Source organism: Cohnella candidum (assembly GCF_003713065.1).
Lineage (GTDB): Bacteria > Bacillota > Bacilli > Paenibacillales > Paenibacillaceae > Cohnella > Cohnella candidum.
On sequence record NZ_CP033433.1, the window covers coordinates 3642313 to 3659940 of the forward strand.

Annotated in this window: 15 protein-coding genes, 1 pseudogene and 1 other annotated feature; all 16 genes and pseudogenes read right to left on the reverse strand. The window is 58.1% G+C overall.

The annotated features are described in order from the left end of the window. Positions 1 to 112: 112 nt before the first annotated feature. The 16 genes and pseudogenes from rpoC to epsC all read right to left on the reverse strand — a co-directional run bounded on the left by rpoC (position 113) and on the right by epsC (position 17242). Complete coding sequence (rpoC, locus tag EAV92_RS16685) at positions 113 to 3736, reverse strand: DNA-directed RNA polymerase subunit beta' (RefSeq protein ID WP_123042138.1); 3624 nt, start codon at positions 3734 to 3736, stop codon at positions 113 to 115. A gap of 159 nt (positions 3737 to 3895) precedes the next feature. Then, the gene (gene rpoB / locus EAV92_RS16690) at positions 3896 to 7441 is read right to left on the reverse strand and encodes a DNA-directed RNA polymerase subunit beta (protein ID WP_123042139.1); all 3546 of its coding nucleotides are present in this window, start codon (positions 7439 to 7441) and stop codon (positions 3896 to 3898) included. Between the two features lie 237 nt (positions 7442 to 7678). Next, entirely contained in the window at positions 7679 to 8284 is a 606-nt protein-coding gene (locus EAV92_RS16695) for a class I SAM-dependent methyltransferase (RefSeq protein ID WP_123042140.1), read from the reverse strand. Between the two features lie 192 nt (positions 8285 to 8476). Continuing rightward, entirely contained in the window at positions 8477 to 8842 is a 366-nt protein-coding gene (gene rplL, locus EAV92_RS16700) for a 50S ribosomal protein L7/L12 (RefSeq protein ID WP_123042141.1), read from the reverse strand. A 56-nt stretch (positions 8843 to 8898) separates the two neighbouring features. Next, positions 8899 to 9399 (reverse strand): 50S ribosomal protein L10, encoded by a 501-nt coding sequence (rplJ, locus tag EAV92_RS16705; protein WP_123042142.1) that lies wholly within the window; start codon positions 9397 to 9399, stop codon positions 8899 to 8901. Positions 9400 to 9450: 51 nt separating this feature from the next. Next, positions 9451 to 9630, reverse strand: a sequence feature (ribosomal protein L10 leader region). A gap of 49 nt (positions 9631 to 9679) precedes the next feature. Beyond that, the gene (gene rplA / locus EAV92_RS16710) at positions 9680 to 10372 is read right to left on the reverse strand and encodes a 50S ribosomal protein L1 (RefSeq protein WP_123042143.1); all 693 of its coding nucleotides are present in this window, start codon (positions 10370 to 10372) and stop codon (positions 9680 to 9682) included. A 106-nt stretch (positions 10373 to 10478) separates the two neighbouring features. Further along, positions 10479 to 10904, reverse strand: a complete 426-nt coding sequence (gene rplK / locus EAV92_RS16715; RefSeq protein WP_123042144.1) for a 50S ribosomal protein L11 — start codon at positions 10902 to 10904, stop codon at positions 10479 to 10481. A gap of 75 nt (positions 10905 to 10979) precedes the next feature. After that, positions 10980 to 11513, reverse strand: a complete 534-nt coding sequence (gene nusG, locus EAV92_RS16720; RefSeq protein WP_123042145.1) for a transcription termination/antitermination protein NusG — start codon at positions 11511 to 11513, stop codon at positions 10980 to 10982. 26 nt (positions 11514 to 11539) lie between these two features. Then, the gene (gene secE, locus EAV92_RS16725; protein ID WP_123043777.1) at positions 11540 to 11749 is read right to left on the reverse strand and encodes a preprotein translocase subunit SecE; all 210 of its coding nucleotides are present in this window, start codon (positions 11747 to 11749) and stop codon (positions 11540 to 11542) included. An 18-nt stretch (positions 11750 to 11767) separates the two neighbouring features. Beyond that, a complete protein-coding gene (gene rpmG, locus EAV92_RS16730) occupies positions 11768 to 11917 on the reverse strand; it encodes a 50S ribosomal protein L33 (RefSeq protein ID WP_123042146.1) in 150 nt (49 codons plus the stop codon). A 431-nt stretch (positions 11918 to 12348) separates the two neighbouring features. Next, positions 12349 to 12999, reverse strand: coding sequence for an RNA polymerase sporulation sigma factor SigH (gene sigH, locus EAV92_RS16735; protein WP_123042147.1), 651 nt, complete (start codon positions 12997 to 12999; stop codon positions 12349 to 12351). Between the two features lie 147 nt (positions 13000 to 13146). Further along, a complete protein-coding gene (locus EAV92_RS16740) occupies positions 13147 to 13683 on the reverse strand; it encodes an NYN domain-containing protein (protein ID WP_123042148.1) in 537 nt (178 codons plus the stop codon). Then, positions 13670 to 14500, reverse strand: a pseudogene (gene rlmB, locus EAV92_RS16745) (23S rRNA (guanosine(2251)-2'-O)-methyltransferase RlmB); the annotation flags it as partial. The pseudogene rlmB and the gene EAV92_RS16740, both read right to left, overlap by 14 nt. Positions 14501 to 14633: 133 nt before the next feature. Beyond that, the gene (locus EAV92_RS16750) at positions 14634 to 15107 is read right to left on the reverse strand and encodes a Mini-ribonuclease 3 (RefSeq protein WP_123042149.1); all 474 of its coding nucleotides are present in this window, start codon (positions 15105 to 15107) and stop codon (positions 14634 to 14636) included. Beyond that, a complete protein-coding gene (gene cysS, locus EAV92_RS16755; protein WP_123042150.1) occupies positions 15104 to 16522 on the reverse strand; it encodes a cysteine--tRNA ligase in 1419 nt (472 codons plus the stop codon). Before cysS ends, EAV92_RS16750 begins: the two co-directional genes overlap by 4 nt. Before the next feature lie 15 nt (positions 16523 to 16537). Then, positions 16538 to 17242: a serine O-acetyltransferase EpsC gene (gene epsC, locus EAV92_RS16760; protein ID WP_123042151.1), complete on the reverse strand. Its 705-nt coding sequence runs from the start codon at positions 17240 to 17242 to the stop codon at positions 16538 to 16540. Positions 17243 to 17628 lie beyond the last annotated feature (386 nt).

Below are 17628 nucleotides of genomic sequence, written 5' to 3' on the forward strand. Positions count from 1 at the left end.
CGGGGCACGATAAAAATCGACAGACATTTTATGACAATTTACCTATAAAATTTCGGCAGCATGCAATTAAAAACGACGGCCGCATGGGCCGTCGTTTAAGGTTGCGTTTGGTTTATTCGGCGGAAACGGTCGCGAGCTCTGCAGACTCGTCTTCCGGCTCATCCAGCGGAGAAACGACGCGGATGTTGCGGTAGCGCGACATCCCGGTGCCTGCGGGAATGAGCTTGCCGATGATGACGTTCTCCTTGAGGCCCAGCAGGCGGTCGACTTTGCCTTTGATGGCGGCGTCGGTGAGCACGCGCGTGGTCTCTTGGAAAGACGCGGCCGAGAGGAACGAATCCGTCTCGAGCGACGCCTTGGTGATACCGAGCAGTACCGGGCGGGCAACCGCCGGTTCCTGACCGCTCAAGATCGCATCGCGGTTCGCCGCTTCGTACTCGTGGATGTCCACGAATGCACCCGGCAGGAGAATCGTATCGCCCGGATCGACGATTTTGATTTTGCGGAGCATCTGCTTGATCATGACTTCCACGTGTTTGTCGTTGATTTCAACGCCCTGGTTCCGGTAAACGCGCTGAACTTCCTGAAGGATATAGTTCTGCACGCCGCGGATGCCTTTGATGCGCAGCATTTCTTTCGGGTCGATCGAGCCGTCCGTCAGCTCGTCGCCGGCTTCGATATGCTGGCCCTGGGTCACGCGGATGCGCGAACCGTAGCTGACAGGATAAACCTTCGTTTCGGCTTCGCCCTGCACTTCGATTTCGCGGCGGTCCTTGGTCTCGCGGATTTCCTTGATGACGCCGTCGATTTCGGAGATGATCGCTTGGCCTTTCGGGTTCCGGGCTTCGAAAAGCTCCTGGATCCGCGGGAGACCTTGCGTGATATCGTCTCCGGCAACGCCGCCGGTGTGGAATGTACGCATCGTGAGCTGGGTACCCGGCTCGCCGATCGACTGTGCCGCGATGATGCCGACGGCTTCGCCGATTTCGACTTTCTTGCCGGTCGCCAGGTTGCGGCCGTAGCACATTTTGCAGACGCCATGGCGGGCGCGGCAGCTCAGCACGGAGCGGATCTGCAGCTTCTTGACGCCGGCCTTGATCAGCATTTCGGCTTTCGGCGTATCGATCAGCTCGTTAACGTTGACGAGAACTTCTCCCGTCTCCGGATGGCGGACGGTTTCGAACGCATAGCGGCCTTCGATCCGGTCGAACAGGTCTTCGATGACCTCTTTGCCGTCTTCGATTCGGCTCACCAGGATACCTTTATCCGTTCCGCAGTCTTCTTCGCGGACGATGACGTCTTGCGCAACGTCGACCAGACGGCGGGTCAGGTAACCGGAGTCGGCGGTCCGAAGCGCCGTATCCGCCAAACCTTTCCGCGCTCCGTGTGTGGAGATGAAGTACTCCAAAACGGTCAGGCCTTCGCGGAAGTTGGACAGAATCGGCAATTCGATGATGCGGCCCGACGGGTTCGCCATGAGGCCCCGCATGCCGCCCAGCTGGGTGATCTGAGACTTGTTACCGCGCGCTTTGGAATCGACCATGAGCATGATCGAGTTGTAGCGGTCCATGGACTTCATCAGGATGTCCGTCAGTTCGTCCTTCGCCCGGCTCCAGATCTCGATGACGCGGTCATAGCGTTCTTCATTCGTGATCAAACCGCGGCGGTATTGCTTCGTGATAACGTTAACTTTCTCTTGCGACGCTTCGAGAATATCGGATTTCTCTTTCGGTACGGTAACGTCCGACACGGCGATCGTGATGCCCGCGCGCGTGGAGTACGTGAAACCGAGCTGCTTGATGCGGTCGAGAATAACCGACGTCAGGGTCGTATGGTAAATGCGGAAGCATTCGCCGATGATCGTACCCAAATATTCTTTGCCGACTGCGCCCGGCGTAGGAAGCTCCGCCATGATCTTGTCGAGGTCCGCGCCTTTGTCGTAAATGAAATATTTCTCCGGCGTTCCTTTAAGCAAGTTTTCCTTGGTCGCTTCGTTGATGTAAGGGAACGTGTCCGGAAAAATCTCGTTGAAGATGATCTTCCCGATCGTCGTGACGATCAGAGCGTTCTGTTGCTCGGGCGTGAACGACTTCTTCTTCAGTTCGCGGACCGGGATGACGACGCGGGCATGCAGCGATACGCCGGCCGTCTCGCGTTGGTAGGCGGATACCGCCTCGTTGACGTTCGCCAGGCGAAGTCCGGATCCCGGAGCTTCTTTGTTGTCCATGGTGAGGTAATAGCAGCCCAAAACCATGTCCTGCGAAGGCGTAACGACCGGTTTGCCGTCTTTCGGGTTCAAGATGTTGCCCGACGCCAGCATCAGCAGGCGAGCTTCGGCTTGCGCCTCGGCGGACAACGGAACGTGAACGGCCATCTGGTCGCCGTCGAAGTCGGCGTTGTATGCCGTACATACGAGCGGGTGAAGCTTGATCGCGCGGCCTTCGACCAAGATCGGTTCGAACGCCTGAATCCCAAGGCGGTGAAGCGTAGGAGCGCGGTTCAGCAGTACGGGATGCTCTTTGATGACTTCCTCGAGCACGTCCCAAACTTCCGGACTGACGCGTTCTACTTTGCGCTTCGCGCTCTTGATATTATGCGCTTGGCCTTTGAGCACAAGCTCTTTCATGACGAAAGGCTTGAACAGCTCGAGCGCCATTTCTTTCGGCAAGCCGCATTGATACATTTTCAAGCTCGGTCCGACAACGATAACGGAACGGCCGGAGTAGTCAACGCGTTTACCGAGCAGGTTTTGGCGGAAACGGCCTTGTTTCCCTTTCAGCATGTGGCTGAGCGATTTCAGCGGGCGGTTGCCCGGGCCCGTAACCGGACGGCCGCGGCGGCCGTTGTCGATCAGGGCGTCCACCGCTTCCTGGAGCATCCGCTTCTCGTTCTGCACGATGATGTCGGGCGCGCCGAGATCGAGCAGACGTTTCAGGCGGTTGTTCCGGTTGATGACGCGGCGGTACAGGTCGTTCAAGTCGCTCGTCGCGAAGCGGCCGCCGTCCAGCTGCACCATCGGGCGCAGTTCGGGCGGGATGACCGGCAGTACGTCGAGGATCATCCAATCCGGCAGGTTGCCGGAGTTGCGGAACGATTCGATGACTTCCAGGCGTTTGATCGCCCGGTTGCGGCGCTGGCCTTGGGCCGTGCGGAGCTCTTCCTTCAGCATTTCGAGCTCGCGGTCGAGGTCGATATCCTGAAGCAGCTTCTTCACGGCTTCCGCGCCCATGCCGGCTTGGAAAGCATAGCCGTATTTCTCGCGGTAGCTGCGGTATTCCTTCTCGGAGAGCAGCTGCTTCTTCTCGAGCGGCGTATCTCCCGGATCCGTCACGACGTAGGAAGCGAAGTAGATGATCTCTTCCAACGAACGCGGAGACATGTCGAGCGCAAGGCCCATACGGCTCGGAATCCCTTTGAAGTACCAAATGTGCGAAACCGGAGCGGCGAGCTCGATATGGCCCATTCGCTCACGGCGCACTTTCGCGCGGGTGACTTCGACGCCGCAGCGGTCGCAGACGACGCCTTTGTAACGGACGCGCTTATATTTGCCGCAATGGCACTCCCAGTCTTTGGTCGGCCCGAAAATCTTCTCGCAGAACAAGCCTTCCTTCTCCGGCTTCAGCGTCCGGTAGTTGATCGTTTCCGGCTTTTTGACTTCGCCGCGCGACCAAGACCGGATCTTGTCCGGGGATGCGAGCCCGATTTTCATGAATTCAAAGTTATTGACGTCTAACAAGGAGCAAGCCCTCCTTCATTCTTGCTGAGGATTTCCGTACTCGAACAGTGGCCCCGAAGGTCCGCCATGCACGTGATTGGAGCGCGACGTGACAGTCGCGCTCTGAATCCCGTCTGTGCTAGCTGATTCGTGACGACAGAGTCGCACGCCTTCAGCGCACTATTCCACGCCGACTTCCGAGCCCTCGAGATTGAGGTTCAGCTTGTCGCCTGCGGCATCGTCTTCGTCGTCGGACTCTTTCATCTCGATCTCTTCTTCGTTCTCCGTCAAGATCTTGACGTCCATCCCGAGACTTTGAAGCTCCTTGATCAATACTTTGAACGATTCCGGAACGCCCGGCTCCGGAACATTCTCGCCCTTGACGATGGATTCGTACGTTTTGACGCGGCCGACGACGTCGTCGGATTTGACGGTCAAAATTTCCTGCAGCGTGTACGCGGCGCCGTATGCCTCGAGCGCCCAAACTTCCATCTCCCCGAAGCGCTGGCCGCCGAACTGGGCTTTACCGCCCAGAGGCTGCTGCGTAACGAGCGAGTACGGACCGGTCGAACGGGCATGGATTTTGTCGTCGACCATGTGCGCCAGCTTAATCATGTACATGACGCCCACGGTAACTTCGCGCTCGAACGGCTCGCCCGTGCGTCCATCATACAGCTTCGTTTTACCGTTGCGCTGCATGCCGGCTTCTTCCATCGTATCGAAAACGTCGTTTTCGCGCGCGCCGTCGAATACCGGCGTCGCGGCGCGGATGCCGAGGTAACGGCAAGCCATGCCCAAGTGGACTTCGAGCACCTGCCCGATGTTCATCCGGGAAGGAACGCCCAGCGGGTTCAATACGACTTGAACCGGCGTGCCGTCCGGCAGGAAAGGCATATCTTCTTCCGGAAGGATCCGTGCGATAACGCCCTTGTTGCCGTGGCGTCCCGCCATTTTGTCGCCTTCGGAAATTTTACGCTTCTGCGCGATGTATACGCGAACCAGCTGGTTCACGCCAGGCGGCAATTCGTCGCCGTTCTCGCGGGTGAATACTTTCACGTCGACGACGATCCCGTCGGTACCGTGCGGCACGCGCAGCGAGGTGTCGCGGACTTCGCGAGCCTTCTCGCCGAAGATCGCATGCAGCAGGCGCTCTTCCGCCGTCAGCTCGGTAACGCCCTTCGGCGTAACCTTGCCGACGAGAATGTCGCCCGCGCCGATCTCGGCGCCGACGCGGATGATGCCGCGCTCGTCGAGATTGCGCAGCGCGTCTTCCCCGACGTTCGGGATGTCGCGCGTGATTTCTTCCGGTCCGAGCTTCGTGTCGCGCGCTTCGGACTCATACTCCTCGATATGGATCGAGGTGTAGACGTCTTCGCGGACAAGCTTCTCGGAGAGCAGGATCGCATCCTCGTAGTTGTAACCTTCCCAGGTCATGAACGCGACGACGACGTTGCGGCCGAGCGCCAGTTCGCCCTGGTCGGTAGAAGGACCGTCGGCAAGGATGTCGCCTTTCTTGACGATCTCGCCCTTCTTGCAGATCGGGCGCTGGTTAATGCAGGTCCCTTGGTTGGAACGCATGAATTTCTGAAGCTTGTATTTGACGAGGTCGCCTTTGACTTCCTTGCCGTCTACCGTCTCGATCCGGCGAAGCCAGATCTCGTTGGCGCCGACGCGTTCAATGACGCCGTCGTATTTGGATACAATACATACCCCGGAGTCCTTCGCGGACTTGTGCTCCATACCGGTTCCGACGTACGGGGCGTCCGGCACGAGCAGCGGTACAGCCTGCCGTTGCATGTTCGAACCCATGAGCGCGCGGTTGGAGTCGTCGTTCTCGAGGAACGGGATCATCGCCGTCGCCACGGATACGACCTGCTTCGGCGAAACGTCGATGTAGTCGACGCGGTCGCTCGGCATTTGCAGAATGTTGTCGGCCTGCTTGTTGTAACGCACGATGACGCTGTCTTCAACGAAGGAGCCGTCGTCGTTCAGCTTTACGTTCGCCTGAGCGATGATGTAGTTGTACTCTTCGTCCGCCGTCATGTAGACGATCTCGTCGGTGACTTTGTTCGTCTTCGGATCCACCTTGCGGTACGGAGCTTCGATGAAGCCGTACTCGTTGATCCGCGCGAACGAGGACAAAGAGTTGATCAGACCGATGTTCGGACCTTCAGGCGTCTCGATCGGGCACATCCGGCCGTAGTGGGACGGATGGACGTCGCGGACTTCGAAGCCTGCGCGCTCGCGCGTCAAGCCGCCGGGTCCGAGAGCGGACAAACGGCGCTTATGCGTAAGCTCGGCAAGCGGGTTCGTTTGGTCCATGAACTGGGACAGCTGCGAGGAGCCGAAAAACTCCTTGATCGCGGCGATGACCGGACGGATGTTGATCAGGGCCTGCGGCGTGATCGCGTTCTGGTCCTGAATCGACATTCTTTCGCGAACGACGCGTTCCATACGGGACAAACCGATACGGAACTGGTTCTGCAGCAGTTCGCCGACGGAACGCAGACGGCGGTTGCCCAAATGGTCGATGTCGTCCGTCGTGCCGATGCCGTGAAGCAAATTCATGAAATAGTTGATCGAAGAAATAATATCGGCGGGCGTGATGTGCTTCACCGATTTGTCGATGTTGCCGTTGGCGATCAGCTTCACGACTTTGCCGTCTTCGATCGGCGAGAATACGCTGATCGTCTGCAGCGGAATATCGTCCGCTTCGTTCACGCCGCCGACTACGCGGTAGGTCTTGAACCCGACGTTCTTCTCCAGCATCGGGAGAATTTGATCGAGCAGACGACGGTCGATCATTTGGCCGGCTTCGGCCAGGATTTCGCCCGTGGACGGATCCACGAGAGTCTCGGCCAAGCGCTGGTCAAACAGGCGGTTCTTGATATGCAGCTTCTTATTGATTTTATAGCGGCCTACGTTGGCCAGGTCGTAACGCTTCGGATCGAAGAATCGTGCGATCAGCAAGCTGCGCGCGTTCTCAAGCGTCGGCGGTTCGCCCGGGCGAAGGCGTTCGTAAATTTCGATGAGCGCTTTCTCCGTGGAGTCGGTGTTGTCCTTCTCCAGCGTGTTGCGGATATACTCGTCCTGTCCGAGCAGGTCCAAAATCTCCGCGTCGGTACCGAAGCCCAATGCGCGCAAAAGCACCGTGACCGGGATTTTCCGGGTACGGTCGATCCGGACGTACACGATGTCCTTCGCGTCCGTCTCGAGTTCAAGCCAAGCGCCGCGGTTCGGGATCACCGTCGCGGTGTACGTTTTCTTCCCGTTTTTGTCCACTTTCGTGCTGTAGTAGACGCTCGGGGAGCGAACCAATTGGCTGACGATAACGCGTTCCGCGCCGTTGATGATGAAAGTGCCGGTCTCCGTCATGAGCGGAAAATCGCCCATGAACACTTCCTGCTCCTTCACTTCGCCGGTTTCCTTGTTGAGCAGACGCACTTTTACACGCAGCGGAGCCGCATAGGTGACATCGCGTTCCTTGGATTCGTCGACGGAATATTTGGGTTCTCCCAAGCTGTAGTCGATAAACTCCAGCACGAGGTTCCCCGTGAAATCCTGGATCGGCGAAATGTCCTGGAAAATCTCCCGCAAGCCCTCGTCCAAAAACTTCTGGTACGATTGCTGCTGGATTTCGATCAGGTTCGGGACGTCCAACACCTCATTGATGCGGGCATAGCTGCGTCGCGTGCGACGGCCGTACTGAACAAGATGTCCTGCCAACTTAACCTCACCCCTTCAGTCTGCTTCAACACAAAAACAAAGAAAAGCCCTTATGCGCCGGTTGGCGGCACAATGGCACCCTTATCCAGTCATTAGCCCAAAACAAACCCATTATACGCTGTTTCAAGCGAATTTATTCCTGGCGAAGGATACGGGCCGAATGCGTCATTTCAATAAAGACAATAAGCCCATCCTAATACTGACATTTTTAAATGATACCACAGCCAAAATGTCAAGTCAAACTTTTATTGCACGGTAAATTCGGAAACCTTTGTCTTTCCCGACCTCTTCCACCCGGTCTTCCCCGAAGAGCTCCTCCAGCTTGGTTCTGGCCGACGGCGCGCCCTGCTTGTTCTGAATGACGATCCACAATGCGCCTCCGGAATTGAGATGCTTAAAGGACTCTTCGAAAATGGAGTGAACGACCGCTTTCCCCGCGCGTATCGGAGGATTGGTCAGGATGACGTCGAACGTCCGCCCTTCCACCGCTTCCAGCTTATCGCTTTGGAAGAAAGCCGCGTTGCCGATCCCGTTGGCTCGAGCATTCGATTCCGCCAACTCGACCGCCCGTTCGTTAATGTCGACCATCGTGACATGCCCCGATGGGGCCAGCTTCGCCGCGGTGAGCCCGATCGGGCCGTAACCGCAGCCTACGTCGAGCACTTTCGCGCCGGCCGGGATGTCCATGTGTGCGATGAGCGCCCTGCTGCCGTAGTCGACCGAGTCCCGGGAAAAAACGCCGGCATCCGTCGTCAGCTTCAACCGGAAACCTCTCAGTTCAGCCTCAATGCTGTTCCGATCGCTTGCGACGGATGGACGCCGGGAATAATAGTGGTCACTCAATGCGGTTCCTCCTCCCGGCGGTTGCCCGCCGGCAAAATAACGCATCGCAGACAACATCAAACGGAGATGGTGCTCTCCGATCCGTCATTTTACCGGAATCGTCCGTATGTCCCATTTTTCCCCTGAAATTGCGTAAACAAACCCCTTGAAGAATAATCTTCAAGGGGTTCGGTCACCGCGTGTGGATCGAAATTACTTAACTTCGACTTTCGCGCCGGCTTCTTCGAGTTTCGCTTTAACAGCGTCAGCATCCGCTTTGGATACTTTCTCTTTGATCGGCTTCGGTGCGTTGTCAACCAGGTCTTTCGCTTCTTTTAGGCCGAGACCCGTGATTTCGCGAACGGCTTTGATGACGTTGATTTTGGAAGCGCCGGCATCGTTCAGGATGACGTCGAATTCCGTTTGCTCTTCTACTTCAGCAGCAGCGCCGCCGCCAGCGACGACAGCAACTGGAGCTGCGGCCGTTACGCCGAATTCTTCTTCGATTGCTTTAACCAGATCGTTCAGTTCGAGAACGGTCATGCCTTTGATGGCTTCCAAGATTTGCTCTTTGCTCATTGGGGTTAACCCTCCATTATATGATGATTTTTAGATGGTCTTGCGGGAGAAACGGATTAAGCGGTAGCTTCGTTCTTCTCTGCGACCGCTTTGACGGCGAGAGCAACGTTGCGCATCGGCGCTTGCAGCACGCTGAGCAGCATGGACAGCAAGCCTTCGCGGGACGGCAGGTTGGCGAGCGCTTGGATTTGCGCCGTGTCGACAACGCGGCCTTCCACGACGCCGCCTTTGATTTTCAGGGCGTCGTTCTTCTTCGCGAAATCGTTGATGATCTTCGCGGGAGCAACGGCATCCTTACCGAACGCAACGGCGGTCGGTCCGGAGAGAACTTCGTTCAAGCCGCCGAGTTCGACGCTGTCGGCCGCACGGCTGACGAGAGAGTTCTTCAAAACTTGAAACTCTACGCCGGCTTCGCGCAGCTGCTTGCGGAGCTCGGTAACTTGAGCCACGTTCAGGCCGCGGTAGTCCGCGACGACCGTCGTCGTGCTCTCTTTCAGCTTCGCTGCGATTTCCTCAACCACCTGCTGTTTGCCGGCGATGATTTTCGCATTTGCCATGGTGTACACCTCCTGGTTCTTGGTTCACCGTAATCGGTGTCCCCCCTGGCTGCAGGCGCATGAAAAATGCCCCCGCAGACGCAGGGGCATGACATAATCAGTTCGGTCATCACGCATAAGCATAATGAGTCCGCTCGATTGTATCCACACACCTCGGTAGGAAATTAAGCTGTCGCGCAAGCTTGGCTTGCACTTGGCACCTACGGTCTACGGTATTCGTATTCGTTTGTTAACAACCACGCAATCTTACCACGGGCCGATCGCCGTTGTCAAACGGCAATTAGCGGTAGTTCGCTGCGTTGAGTCGCGCGCCCGGGCCCATCGTCGAAGAGATCGAGATGTTCTTCAGGTACACGCCTTTGGCTGCCGCCGGCTTCGCGCGGTTCAGCGCGTCGATCAGGGCTTTAAGGTTTTCGTTCAGCTTGTCGGCGTCGAACGAAACTTTACCGATCGGTGCGTGAATTTGGCCCGCTTTGTCCAGGCGGTATTCGATTTTACCGGCTTTGATCTCTTGGATCGCTTTCGTAACGTCGAACGTTACGGTGCCGGCTTTCGGGTTCGGCATGAGGCCTTTACCGCCGAGGATACGGCCCAGCTTACCCACTTCGCTCATCATGTCCGGAGTCGCGACGCAGACGTCGAACTCGAACCAACCCTGCTGGATTTTGTTGATGAGGTCTTGATCTCCTACGTAGTCCGCGCCGGCAGCTTCGGCTTCTTTCACCTTGTCGCCTTTCGCGAATACGAGAACGCGTTTCGTTTTGCCCGTGCCGTGCGGCAGGACAACGACGCCGCGCACGTTTTGGTCTTGTTTTCTCGGGTCAACGCCGAGACGGACGGCTGCTTCGACGGTTTCGTCGAACTTCGCCGTTGCCGCTTTCTTCACGAGCTCGATCGCTTCCAACGTTTCGTAGGTCGCGTCGCGGTCGATCAGCTTAACGGCTTCTGCATATTTCTTGCCGTGTTTGGCCATGTTGTTCTCCTCCTTGTGTGGTTTTAACGGAAGTCTCCTCCCACTGGCCCGCCCCCGTGGGGAGCGTGCCGCGCAGCCGGCCGGAGCCGGGGCGCGATAAGACAAATCAGTCGACGATCGTGACGCCCATGCTGCGGGCAGTACCTTCGATCATCCGCATAGCCGCTTCAACGGAAGCCGCGTTGAGATCCTGCATTTTCTGCTCGGCGATCTCGCGGACTTTCGCGCGCTTAACGGTTGCGACTTTCTTCTTGTTCGGCTCGCCGGATCCCTTCGGGATACCAGCAGCGACGCGCAGCAGTACAGCTGCCGGCGGCGTCTTGGTCTCGAACGTGAAGGAACGGTCCTCGAATACGGAGATCACGACCGGAATGATCAGGCCGGCTTGATCCGCCGTGCGGGCGTTGAATTCCTTACAGAACGCCATGATGTTGACGCCTGCTTGACCGAGTGCAGGACCGATTGGCGGTGCCGGGTTGGCTTTGCCTGCCGGAACTTGCAGTTTGACCATTTTAATGACTTTCTTTGCCATGATGCACACCTCCTTGCCCAGATTGCGGTTCGACGGGACGCTCGTCCCTCCCGCTCAAAACGGAAACGCAGAAAATTATATCTTCTCCACTTGAGTGAAATCCAACTCAACTGGTGTTTCCCTGCCAAACATGTTGACGTGCACTTTCAGCTTCATCTTATCGTGTAGAATTTCTTCCACCGATCCGACGAAGTTGGCGAAAGGCCCGACCTTGACGCGGACGTTCTCCTTGAGCTCGAATTCGATGACCGGTTTCGGCTCCTCCATGCCCATGTGGCGCAGGATTTGCTCCACTTCTTCGGGCAGAAGCGCCGTCGGTTTCGAACCGGACCCCGTGGAACCGACAAACCCGGTAACGCCGGGCGTATTGCGGACCACGTACCAGGAATCGTCCGTCTGGATCATTTCAACGAGGACGTAGCCGGGATACACTTTGCGCATCACCGTCTTTTTCTTGCCGTCCTTGTTGACGATCTCTTCTTCCATCGGCACGAGCACGCGGAAAATCTTGTCCTGCATGCCCATTGATTCCACGCGTTTCTCCAGGTTGGTTTTCACCTTGTTCTCATAGCCGGAGTACGTGTGTACGACATACCATCTTTTTTCCATGGGAAAATCCACCTTTGGTTCCCGCGTCAAATGACGAGATCGACGAGCTGAGAAATGCCGATATCCAGCACCCAGAAGTAAAGCGTGATCAGCAGGACGGTCACGATAACGATGATCGTATAGCTAACCAGTTCTTTCCGGTTGGGCCAACGGACTTTCTTCAATTCGCTCCAACTGTCGCCGAAAAACGAAAAAAAGGACCCAAAGCTCTGTTTCATTTTGGCCAGGAAAGTCACGTCCATACCTCCTAGGGCTTAGCGCGTTTCGCGATGAGGAGTATGTTCATTGCAGTGTCTGCAGAACTTTTTCAACTCCATGCGATCGGAGTGCGTACGCTTGTTCTTCGTCGACGTGTAGTTCCGTTGCTTGCAGTTCGTGCAAGCTAGCGTGATGATGACCCGCATCCCTTCCACCTCCCGGGATTATTACTCATAAAAAAAGAATCAAAGCGGCGGCACAGCGACCTGTCCGTCTGACGGAAGGCCAGGACTGCGCTGACCAAGTCCGTCATTACAACGAAACCTGGTGTTTCGCCGATGATTCAGGGCCTGCGCACACGATGCCACCTTAAAGGTTACTAAAATAATTTATCACAGGCCCAAAGTCATGTCAACGAAAGAATAGGTTGACGACGATTGGCAGGTTGTGGGACGGCCCTGGCCACAGAGCCTAGCACCCATTCTTTCTGTTTTCCGCTCTCTTTAACCCCCCCGAAAAACAAGCAAGCATGCGAATGCATATAGAGAGAAGCATACGCGGACTCGCCTTACTTGCCAAACGGGCGTAAAAAAAGCAGCGCGTTGGACCGGCTGCCGGATGTTCGTATGGGATGAGATCAACTCACAAGATTGCGGACTTCTAAGTACTTTTCGAGCTTGCGCTTCACGCGCTGCAACGCGTTATCGATCGACTTCACGTGGCGGTCGAGATCGACGGCGATTTCCTGATAGGAGCGGCCGTCCAGATAAAGCATCAGCACCTTGCGTTCCAGGTCGCTGAGAATTTCCGACATCTTATCTTCCAAACCGAAAAACTCTTCCTGGTTGATGATCATCTCTTCCGGATCGCATACGCGTGAGCCGCAAATGACGTCGAGGAGCGTCCGGTCGGAATCTTCATCGTAGATCGGCTTGTCCAAAGAAACGTACGAATTCAAGGGAATGTGCTTCTGGCGGGTCGCCGTCTTGATGGCGGTGATGATCTGGCGGGTGATGCACAGCTCGGCGAACGCCTTGAACGAGGCCAGCTTGTCACCCTTGAAGTCGCGGATCGACTTGTACAGGCCGATCATGCCTTCCTGTACGATGTCTTCCCGCTCCGCGCCGATCAGAAAATAGGAACGCGCTTTCGCGCGAACGAAATTGCGGTACTTGTTGATGAGGTATTCCAGCGCTTCTCCATCGCCCAAGCGGACCGATTCCACGATGTCCTCGTCGGTCTTGAAGTCATATTCGCGTACTGCCAGCTTCTCCAAGTCGACGCTCACGTAATCATCCCTCCGGCTTGCTTCACTCGCTGGAATCGCGAACTCTACCAAACTACTTCCAATCATACTTGATGAAGCCTGCAGCGTCAATGGATTTGCCGACAAAACAGGCTTTGGCGGATGGTAGAGTTGCCATTGGCAACCAATTTAGGACTCTTCATCGCTCATGCCCCTTCTCATCCGCTCCAAACGCCGCTGAATATCCTCGCTGACCGCGCCGCCCAAGGGATTGCGCTTCGTCGGCCGTTCGGGCCGGATCGCGGTCCGGATTTCCCGCCGGCTGCGATCCACTTCCAGCTTCAGTTCCCTCGCGGACAACCGCAGCGCGCCCCTTCCGAAGGCGACGTGCTGCTCCACCAAATCCGACGTCGCCACATAGATGTTGCGGCGGACCGACGTCCACTCTCCGACCAGCCGTTCGATGCATTCGTCGGCCGTCTCCTTCTCCCGCGTGTAGACGACGCGAAGGCGATGCTGCTTGGTAGACGACCCCGTGCCCGGCACGCGGAACGCGTCGAATACGACGATGACCGCGGTGCCGGCAAAGCCCTGGTAATCCGCAAGGAGGTCGAGCAGCCTGTCGCGCGCGTCCTCGAGCCTGTCCTTCTTGAGGGCGGCAAGCTCGGGCCACGCGCCGATCATGTTATAACCGTCGACGAAGAGGACGTCCTCACGCCGGAGCATGCCCGTCTCCGCCGGCCGGTCCCGCCGCCTTGGCGGCATCGGCGGCCTTGCGCTGGCGGAGAGCTTCGTACAGAATGACGCCGGCGGCCACCGACGCGTTCAGCGAGTTGATGCGCCCGAGCATCGGCAGCGACACGAGGAAGTCGCAGCTTTCGCGGACGAGGCGCGACAATCCGCGGCCTTCGTTGCCGATCACGATGGCGAGCGGCCCGGTCAGGTTGGCCCGGTACACGTCGCCCGGCGCTTCGCCGGCCGCTCCCGCGACCCACACGCCGGCCTCTTTCAGCTTCTCGATCGTCTGGACCAAGTTGGAAACGCGCGCGACCGGCACGTATTCCACCGCGCCGGCCGACGTCTTGGCGACGACGGCGGTCAAGCTGGCGCTGCGACGCTTCGGCACGATGACGCCGTGGACGCCGGTACAATCCGCCGTCCGGAGGACGGAGCCGAGGTTGTGCGGGTCCTCCACCTCGTCGAGCAGCACGAGAAGCGGCGGTTCGCCCTTCTCGGAAGCGCGGGCGAGGAGCTCGTCCACCTCGTAGTAGGACACGGCCGCCGCTTGAGCCACGACTCCCTGGTGAGGCAAGTTCGGCACGAGCTGGTCCAGCTTGCGCTTGTCGGCGAACTGGACGACGACGCCCTTCGCCTTCGCCTCCTCCAGGATCGGGGCGATATGGCTGCGCTGGGATTGCTCGGACAGCCAGATCTTGTTCAACGCCCGGCCGGACTTCAGCGCTTCGAGCACGGGATGTTTGCCCGCCAAATACTGCTCTTCTCCTAGAAGCGCATCGTCTCCCGCATCGTCTGCGGGATATTCGGGAACCGGCGCGGCGGGCGGCTTCGGCTTACGCTCGCTGCCGGCAGGCGTATAGCCTTTGGGCCCGCCTCCTTTCCTCGCGTCCCGTCCGAAAGAAGAACGGCCGCCTTCGGTACCGCGGCCGCGATTGCGGTTATTCATGTTCATCGTCCTTTGTCATAGATTGCCCCGTTTCCGGTGCGAAGGCCGTCTCGATCAGCTGTTCCAGCCTATCCCGTTCTCCTCTGTAAAACAAGTAACCGATCAGGCACTCAAGCGCCGTCGCATGCCGGTAGTCGCCGGGATCGGCGTTGCGCGGAGGCTGGCCGGACTTCGTGTTCCGGCCCCTCCGCACGATATCCGCCTCTTCCTCGGTCAGCAGCGGCATCCACCGTTGGAGCAGACGAGCTTGCGCGGCGGCCGACACGAACTTCGTCGCGGCCCGGTGGAGTTCGTGCGGCTTGCGGATGGGCCCCGCAATCAACCACTGACGGACGTACACCTCAAACACTGCGTCCCCGATATAAGCCAGCACGACGGGCGACAACTGCTCCACCGGCAAACCCGCCGGCAGCCGCGGAGCGATGACGGGCGCCGCGGCGGTCAATTCCGGTTCGCGTTCCGTCATTTGCGTTTCCACCGGATGCCTTGCGGCGTGTCTTCCAACAGGATTCCCCGTTCGGAGAGCAAATCGCGGATTTCGTCCGCGCGGGCGAAATTGCGGGTCTTGCGCGCTTCCGTCCTCTCTTCGATCAACGCGTCGATCTCCTCGTCGAGGAGTTCCGCGCCCGCTTCCGGTTTCAGCAATCCCAATACGCCGTCCATCGCGGAAATCCGGTTCAGCATTTCCCGCAAGACGTATTCATGGGCAACGGGACGCTGCAGGTAGGCGTTCGCTTCCGACACGAGCTTGAACCATACGGTGATCGCGTCGGGCGTGCTGAAGTCGTCGTCCATGCGGGCTTCGAATTCGCCCTTCAACTCATCGATCCGGGCGATCACTTCGGCGTCTTCTTCCATCGGTACGGAAGGGATAGCCCCCTCTACGGCCGCCAGGCGATGCTTCAGGTTGTCGCGGCAGTTGGTCAGGCGCTCGACGCTGTTCTCGGCCTGCTTGACGATCTCGTCGCTGAAGTTAAGCGGGCTCCGGTAATGGGCCGACAGCATGAGATAGCGGATCGCCTGCGCGTTCGTTCGCTTGAGGATCTCCCGGACGTTGACGCCGTTGCCGAGCGATTTGGACATTTTCTCGTTATCGATGTTGACGAAGCCGTTATGCATCCAGTACCGGGCAAGCGGCTTGCCGGTAACCGACTCGGATTGCGCGATCTCGCATTCGTGGTGCGGGAACTGAAGGTCTTGCCCGCCTCCGTGGATGTCGAGCGTCTCGCCGGCATAGCGAAGCGCCATCGCGGAGCATTCGATGTGCCAGCCGGGACGGCCGTCTCCCCACGGGCTGGGCCAGTAGATTTCGCCCGGTTTGGCGGCTTTCCACAACACGAAGTCCTGCGGATTTTCCTTCCGCTTATCCACTTCGATCCGAATGCCGTATTGCAGCTCGTCGAGGTTTTTGTGGGACAGCTTGCCGTATTCCGGAAACGAGTTCGTGCGGAAATAAACGTCCCCGCCGCTCTCGTAAGCGGCGCCTTTGTCGACCAGTTCGGCAATGAACGCGATGATTTCGTCCATCGTATCGGTGACGCGAGGGGTGACCGTCGGCGGCACCGCGCCGAGGGAGTTGCGGTCCTCTTCGTAGGCGGCGATGAACCTTGCGGCGATCTCCGGCACCGTGGTACCGAGCTGCTCGGCCTTGCGGATCATTTTGTCGTCGACGTCCGTGAAGTTCACGATGAAATTGACCTTATATCCCGCATACTCCAAATAGCGGCGGACGACGTCGAAAAAGATGAGCGGCCGCGCGTTGCCGATGTGGATGTAGTCGTAAACGGTCGGTCCGCACACGTACATGTTGACTTTGCCCGGCGTCAGAGGGACGAACGTTTCCGGCATGCGGGTCATGCTGTTGTAAATTTGCAGGGTCACGTTGGGTTTGCTCCTTTATTTGTCGTAAGGGGCGGTTCCGACGGGTTCCGCCTTCGAAGCTTCATCCGGCTTGCTTTCGGCGCATTTGAGCTTCTCGAGCTCCGCCTTCAGCTCGTTGATTTCCTTCTGCATGAAACGGAAAGTGTCGATGAGCGGATCCGGGAGATTCGTATGATCCAGCCGGTCATCGACACGCCGGCCGTTCCGTTTCACGATGCGACCGGGAATGCCGACGACCGTGCTGTTCGGCGGGACCTCCCGCAGGACGACCGAATTCGCCCCGATGTTCGAATTGTCCCCGACCTTGAACGAACCCAGCACTTTGGCGCCCGAGGCGATGACGACGCGGTTGCCGATCGTCGGATGGCGTTTGCCCTTCTCCTTGCCCGTGCCGCCCAGCGTGACGCCTTGATAGATGATGACGTCGTCGCCGATCTCGCACGTCTCCCCGATCACGACGCCCATGCCGTGGTCGATGAACAGCTTGCGCCCGATGCGCGCGCCCGGGTGGATCTCGATGCCGGTGAAAAACCGGTTGACTTGCGAGATGATCCGGGCGACGGTAAACCACCGGCGCTTATAGAAAAAATGGGCGATCCGGTGCGACCAGATGGCGTGCAGCCCGGAATAGGTGAAAATAGCCTCGAACCGGCTCCTGGCCGCGGGATCGTTCTCCATCACCGCGTCGATATCGGATTTGACATTGCTCCAAAACCCCATGACGTAACGCCTCCCTGATCCCCCGAACTGCGAAACCGCGAAAGGGATCGCGAAATCTCCCGTAAAACAAAAAAGTCCCTGCAGCAAATTGCTGCAGAGACGTCTCGTGCGTACGCGGTCCCACCCTGCTTGAGTCCCGGCCTGCGGTGGTCCGCCGGACCGAGTCCCCCCTTCAGGCTGGTAACGGGCGCCACCCGGCACCGCTTATCGGACCGTCTTGCGGACCGTTCGGCGGCACGGCTCCCAGGCGCATTTCCATTCGGCGGGAATGAGGCGGTTTGCAGCTGATGCCGCCCTCTCTGGACATTCCGGTCACGAACGTACTCTCCTGTTCGTCGCTCTTCGGCTTTATTTACACTCAGTATAGCCGATACCCCTTGAAGTGA